The sequence below is a fragment of the Bacillus sp. 95MFCvi2.1 genome (genome assembly GCF_000374965.1).
Taxonomy (GTDB): Bacteria; Bacillota; Bacilli; order Bacillales; family Bacillaceae_G; genus Bacillus_A; species Bacillus_A pseudomycoides.
Genome location: NZ_KB895718.1, coordinates 40,872 through 47,491, shown reverse-complemented (window position 1 = coordinate 47,491; position 6,620 = coordinate 40,872). Strand labels below are relative to the sequence as shown.

The window sequence follows — 6,620 nt, the reverse complement described above, 5'->3', positions numbered from 1 at the left end:
TAGGTTCGAGGTGGAAGCATGGTGACATGTGGAGCTGACGAATACTAATAGATCGAGGACTTAACCATATAATATGAAGCAAATGTTATCTAGTTTTGAAGGAATATACCTTCAATAGTTTGGTGATGATGGCAGAGAGGTCACACCCGTTCCCATACCGAACACGGAAGTTAAGCTCTCTAGCGCCGATGGTAGTTGGGACCTTGTCCCTGTGAGAGTAGGACGTCGCCAAGCAATTAAAGCACGAGTCATTTGACTCGTGCTTTTTTGTATATTTTTATTTGATATTAATATGTACAAATAAAAATGAGAAGTTAATTCTGTTGTATAAAATATAAACGTAGTGATTAAAGAAAAGAAATTTTGGCTAGGATAGTGAGGAAGCAAAAGAGTTGCAAATTTCTTTAATACGTATATAATTAAAGTCAAAGATAGTCAAAGTCAATAAAGGTGGCGGATAAATGAGAAATATATCTGATATCATTGAGCAATATCTAAAGCAAGTTATTGACTTAAGCAATAATAATGTGATTGAGATTAAGAGAAATGAGGTTGCGGATCGATTTGATTGTGTTCCGTCTCAAATTAATTATGTAATCAATACTCGCTTTACGTTAGAAAGAGGATTTGTAGTTGAAAGTAAACGAGGCGGAGGAGGTTACATTCGCATTATCAAAGTCAAATTGCATGACGATATAGACATTATTGATCAAATGCTTCATATGATCGAGCATAGTATTGCGCAAGGGAATGCGGAAAGTATCATTATACGATTAGTGGAAGAAGATATTGTGACCAATCGGGAAGCAAAACTTATGCTGAGCGTATTAGATCGATCTGTATTATTAATGGATTTACCTTCTAGAGATGAACTTAGGGCTCGAATATTATGCGCAATGTTAAGGACACTGAAATATAAATAAATACAGCTTTTGTTAAGAAATGTTTTTAGTGGTAATTCATTTTATAGTGGGACTTTTTACAGACAAGATTCAGTGAACAAAATAATCTAGTGGTGTATAAAAAGTATCATGAGGTAGATCGTTCCTATTGTAAAGGTGGGGATATAAGATGACTTGTCAAAATTGTAATATAAGACCAGCAGCATTACATTATACAAAAGTAATAAACGGACAAAAGACGGAAGTTCATCTTTGTGAGCAATGTGCAGAGCAAAATGGCTATACGTCTTTCTTTCAATCACCACAATCTAGTTTTTCCTTCCATGACTTACTAGCTGGATTGCTACATGGAGAACCATCAATGTTTGAAAACCAAGAGGATAGTTTTTCAGATGCAAGAGTATTACGATGTTCAACTTGTAATATGACATATAAACAATTTGCAAAAGTAGGTCGCTTTGGATGTGCTTCTTGTTATGAGACATTTAAGGAACAACTAAAGCCAATGTTGAAGCGGCTTCATGGTGGTCATACAAATCATTGTGGAAAAATTCCCGAGCGTATGGGAGGAAATATTCATCTAAAGAAAGAATTAGATGAACTAAAATTAAAATTAAAGCAATGTATACAGAAAGAAGAATTTGAAAAAGCGGCTCAAACGCGTGATCAAATCCGAAGTATTGAAAATCAGCTTAGTGAGCATAGAGGGGGGGAATAGTTCTATGTCACTGGATCGTATTATGAATGAAGCAATTAGTCCGTGGATGAGGGGAGATGGCCCCGATTCTGATATTGTTTTAAGTAGTCGTATTCGTTTGGCTCGTAATTTAAAAGATTATCATTTCCCTATTATGCAAACTGATGAAGAAGCTAAGCAGATTACTAATTTATTTCAAAAGAAGTTTGTAAATCAGAAAGTGAAATCCCTCGGGAATTTTGAACTATTAAAAATGAATGAACTAAAACCGCTTCAGCGAAGAGTTTTAGTAGAAAAACATTTAATTAGTCCTAATCTTGCTGGAACGGAATTTGGTACTTGTCTACTATCAGAAAGTGAACATATAAGTGTGATGCTTAATGAAGAAGATCATGTGCGAATTCAATGTTTATTCTCAGGGCTGCAATTATCAGAAGCACTGCAAAGCGCAAACAAAATGGATACATGGATTGAAAAAGCAGTTGAATATGCTTTTGATGAATCGCTTGGCTATATTACCAGTTGCCCCACAAATGTTGGTACGGGGTTACGAGCTTCTGTAATGATGCATTTACCAGCACTTGTTTTGACGAAACGGATAAATCGTATTATACAAGCAATTCAACAATTAGGTTTAGTCGTAAGAGGAATATACGGTGAAGGTAGCGAAGCCTTAGGTAATATATTTCAAGTTTCTAATCAAATGACATTAGGAAAATCAGAAGAAGATATTATAGCAGATTTAGAGAGTGTTGTTCATCAGCTTATACAACAAGAGAGAGTAGCTCGAGAACTAATTATGAAAAATTCAAGTATTGAACTTGAAGACCGAGTATATCGTTCTTACGGTGTACTGGCTAATAGTCGATTAATTCAATCGGCAGAAGCTGCTACTTGTCTGTCAGATATGCGGTTAGGTATTGATCTTGATTATATAAAAAATATATCAAGAAATATTTTAACAGAGTTAATGGTCCTAACTCAGCCAGGAATTTTACAGCAATACGCAGGAGGTCCTTTAAGCCCAGAAGAAAGGGATTATCGAAGGGCGACATTAATCCGTGAAAGACTACGAATTGAACAAAATTGAGCGCAAGTAGGAGGCGATTTCTATGATGTTTGGAAGATTTACAGAAAGAGCACAGAAAGTATTAGCTTTATCTCAAGAAGAAGCAATTCGCATTGGGCATAATAATATTGGTACAGAACATATTTTACTTGGGCTTGTACGCGAAGGGGAAGGAATTGCAGCTAAAGCGTTAATTGCTCTTGGGCTAAGTCCAGAGAAGGTACAAAAAGAGGTAGAGGCATTAATTGGTCGTGGAACAGAGATGTCTCAAACTGTTCATTATACACCGCGTGCCAAAAAAGTAATTGAGTTATCAATGGATGAGGCACGTAAGCTAGGTCATTCTTATGTTGGAACGGAACATATTTTACTAGGATTGATCCGTGAAGGTGAAGGTGTTGCAGCGCGTGTTTTAAATAACTTAGGCGTAAGTTTAAACAAAGCAAGACAACAAGTATTGCAGCTCCTTGGAAGCAATGAAGCTACATCAGGCCATCAAGGTGGTGCATCAGCAAATGCAAATACACCAACGCTTGATAGTTTAGCGCGAGATTTGACAGTTGTTGCACGTGAAGGACGCTTAGATCCTGTTATTGGCCGTAGTAAAGAGATTCAACGTGTTATTGAAGTATTGAGCCGTAGAACTAAGAATAACCCAGTATTAATTGGAGAACCTGGGGTAGGTAAAACAGCAATTGCTGAAGGTCTAGCACAGCAAATTGTAAATAATGAAGTTCCAGAAACATTACGCGATAAGCGTGTTATGACGTTAGATATGGGTACAGTTGTTGCTGGCACGAAATACCGTGGTGAGTTTGAGGATCGTTTAAAGAAAGTGATGGATGAAATTCGCCAAGCTGGTAATATCATTCTATTTATTGATGAACTTCATACATTAATTGGTGCAGGTGGTGCAGAAGGTGCAATTGACGCATCCAATATTTTGAAACCATCATTAGCACGTGGTGAATTGCAATGTATTGGGGCGACAACATTAGATGAGTATCGTAAATACATTGAAAAAGATGCAGCACTAGAAAGACGTTTCCAACCAATTCATGTTGACGAGCCAAGCTTAGAAGAATCGATTCAAATTTTAAGAGGGTTACGCGATCGTTACGAGGCGCATCACCGCGTTTCCATTACAGATGATGCAATTGAAGCAGCTGTAAAACTTTCGGATCGTTATATTACAGATCGTTTCTTACCTGATAAAGCAATTGACTTAATCGATGAAGCAGCTTCAAAAGTACGCTTACGTTCTTATACAACACCACCAGATTTAAAAGAACTTGAAGTGAAACTTGAAGAAATTCGAAAAGAAAAGGATGCAGCCGTACAGAGCCAAGAATTTGAAAAGGCAGCTTCTTTACGAGATATGGAACAACGTTTACGTGAAAAATTAGAGGATACAAAACGTCAGTGGAAAGAGCAGCAAGGAAAAGAAAATTCAGAAGTAACAGTAGAAGACATTGCAAATGTTGTTTCTACGTGGACGCGTATTCCGGTTTCTAAACTTGCACAAACAGAAACAAATAAATTATTGAATCTAGAATCCATTTTACATGACCGTGTAATTGGCCAAGATGAAGCTGTTGTCGCAGTAGCGAAAGCAGTGCGCCGCGCAAGAGCGGGTTTAAAAGATCCGAAACGCCCAATTGGTTCATTTATTTTCTTAGGACCGACTGGTGTAGGTAAAACGGAGCTTGCGCGTGCATTAGCAGAATCTATGTTTGGTGATGAAGATGCAATGATTCGTATTGATATGTCTGAGTATATGGAGAAACATTCTACTTCTCGCTTAGTGGGGTCTCCCCCAGGATATGTGGGATATGAAGAAGGCGGCCAATTAACAGAAAAAGTTCGTCGCAAACCATATTCTGTCGTGCTGTTAGATGAAGTAGAGAAGGCACATCCAGATGTATTTAACATTTTACTGCAAGTGCTAGAAGATGGGCGTTTAACAGACTCTAAAGGGCGTACAGTTGATTTCCGAAATACAATTGTTATTATGACATCTAACGTTGGTGCCGAAGCATTAAAACGTAATAAACATCTCGGTTTTAACGTACAAGATGAGAGTCGTGATTATTCAGATATGAAGGGTAAAGTAATGGATGAATTGAAAAAAGCATTTCGTCCAGAGTTCTTAAACCGTATTGATGAAATCATTGTTTTCCATATGCTTGAGAAAAAACATATTCAAGAAATTGTAACGCTTATGGTTAATCAATTAGTAAATCGGTTAAAAGAACAAGAGATTGAATTAGAGTTAACAAGTACAGCAATTGAAGCGATTGCTGATAAAGGATTCGATCGTGAGTATGGTGCTCGTCCACTTCGTCGAGCAATCCAAAAACATGTGGAAGATCGATTGTCAGAAGAACTTCTAAAAGGAGCAATTGAGAAAGGTCAAAAAGTTGTCTTTGACGCCGAAGGGGAATCATTTGTCATTCGCAGTGCAGAAAAGGTAAAATAAGTATAGACAAACAAGGAGGGCTAAATAATAGCCCTCTTTCTTGTACGAGAAGGATGTATGTTTATAGATGAAAGTGAAGTGAAGTAAAAACAAGATGGCTAAAAAGAAAACGAAATTTATATGTCAAGAATGTGGTTATCAGTCACCAAAATATATGGGGAAGTGCCCTGGATGTGGGCAATGGAATACGCTTGTCGAAGAGATGGAACAAGTTGTATCATCGCGTCGCATCAACTATGCAAATGCGATTCAAACGGAAGTAACAAAGCCAAGGCGTCTTACAGAAGTAGAAACAAAGTCAGAGGCACGGATTGAAACAAAATTTCAAGAATTTAATCGTGTACTCGGTGGAGGAATTGTTGACGGTTCCCTCGTACTTATTGGAGGAGATCCTGGAATTGGAAAATCAACCTTACTACTACAAATATCATCGCAATTAGCAGATTCTTCGTATGATGTATTGTATATATCTGGTGAAGAATCAGCAAAACAAATTAAACTTCGTGCAGATCGTCTACATGTAAATGGAAGCAACTTATTTGTTGTTTCGGAAACAGATTTACAGCGAATTGCGGCACATATCGATGAAATGAACCCTTCCTTTGTTGTCATTGATTCCATTCAAACTATTTATTTGCCAGAAGTAACCTCAGCACCAGGTAGTGTTTCGCAAGTACGTGAATGTACAGCGGAACTGATGAAACTTGCAAAAACGAAAGGAATTCCAATTTTTATCGTAGGACATGTAACGAAAGAAGGGGCAATTGCAGGACCGCGTATGTTAGAACATATGGTGGATGCGGTTCTTTATTTTGAAGGAGACCGTCATCATACATATCGTATTTTGCGAGCGGTTAAAAATCGCTTTGGTTCTACAAATGAGATGGGTATTTTTGAAATGAAGGAACTCGGTCTTGCGGAAGTATTAAATCCTTCTGAAATTTTTCTAGAAGAAAGACCTGTTGGAGTTGCTGGCTCTACAGTTGTTGCTTCTATGGAAGGGACAAGGCCTGTTTTAGTAGAAATACAAGCATTAATTTCTCCTACTAGTTTTGGAAATCCACGAAGAATGGCTACAGGGATTGATCATAATCGTGTATCGCTTATTATGGCAGTGCTAGAAAAAAGAGCAGGTTTATTATTGCAAAACCAAGATGCGTATTTAAAGGTTGCTGGAGGATTGAGATTGGATGAACCAGCAATTGATTTGGCAGTGGCTTTAAGTATTGCATCGAGTTTTCGAGATAAGTCAACTGCCCCGACCGATGCGGTAATAGGAGAAGTTGGGTTAACTGGAGAAGTAAGAAGGGTATCGAGAATTGAACAACGAGTACAAGAAGCGGCTAAATTAGGATTTCAGCGTGCCATCATCCCGCAAAAAAATTTAGGGGGTTGGACAATTCCTGAGGGGATTGAAGTAGTTGGTGTTTCTAATTTAGGAGAGGCGCTTCGTTTGACATTAGGAGGCTAGGC

5 protein-coding genes and 1 rRNA gene are annotated in these 6,620 nt (G+C 37.8%); all 6 read left to right on the top strand.

The window, feature by feature from the left end; genetic code table 11:
- Positions 1–118: 118 nt before the first annotated feature.
- The 6 genes from rrf (at position 119) to radA (ending at position 6,618) form a co-directional block, all read left to right on the top strand.
- Positions 119–234: ribosomal RNA gene (gene rrf, locus C568_RS0125535) — 5S ribosomal RNA — on the top strand.
- Positions 235–461: 227 nt separating this feature from the next.
- Complete coding sequence (locus C568_RS0125530; RefSeq protein ID WP_006093087.1) at positions 462–923, top strand: CtsR family transcriptional regulator; 462 nt, start codon at positions 462–464, stop codon at positions 921–923.
- 148 nt (positions 924–1,071) lie between these two features.
- Positions 1,072–1,620, top strand: coding sequence for a UvrB/UvrC motif-containing protein (locus C568_RS0125525; RefSeq protein WP_006093088.1), 549 nt, complete (start codon positions 1,072–1,074; stop codon positions 1,618–1,620).
- A gap of 4 nt (positions 1,621–1,624) precedes the next feature.
- The gene (locus tag C568_RS0125520) at positions 1,625–2,689 is read left to right on the top strand and encodes a protein arginine kinase (protein ID WP_006093089.1); all 1,065 of its coding nucleotides are present in this window, start codon (positions 1,625–1,627) and stop codon (positions 2,687–2,689) included.
- Between the two features lie 22 nt (positions 2,690–2,711).
- On the top strand, positions 2,712–5,147 hold the full coding sequence (clpC, locus tag C568_RS0125515) for an ATP-dependent protease ATP-binding subunit ClpC (protein WP_006093090.1): 2,436 nt from the start codon (positions 2,712–2,714) through the stop codon (positions 5,145–5,147).
- Between the two features lie 94 nt (positions 5,148–5,241).
- On the top strand, positions 5,242–6,618 hold the full coding sequence (gene radA, locus C568_RS0125510; RefSeq protein ID WP_003194303.1) for a DNA repair protein RadA: 1,377 nt from the start codon (positions 5,242–5,244) through the stop codon (positions 6,616–6,618).
- Positions 6,619–6,620: the final 2 nt, after the last annotated feature.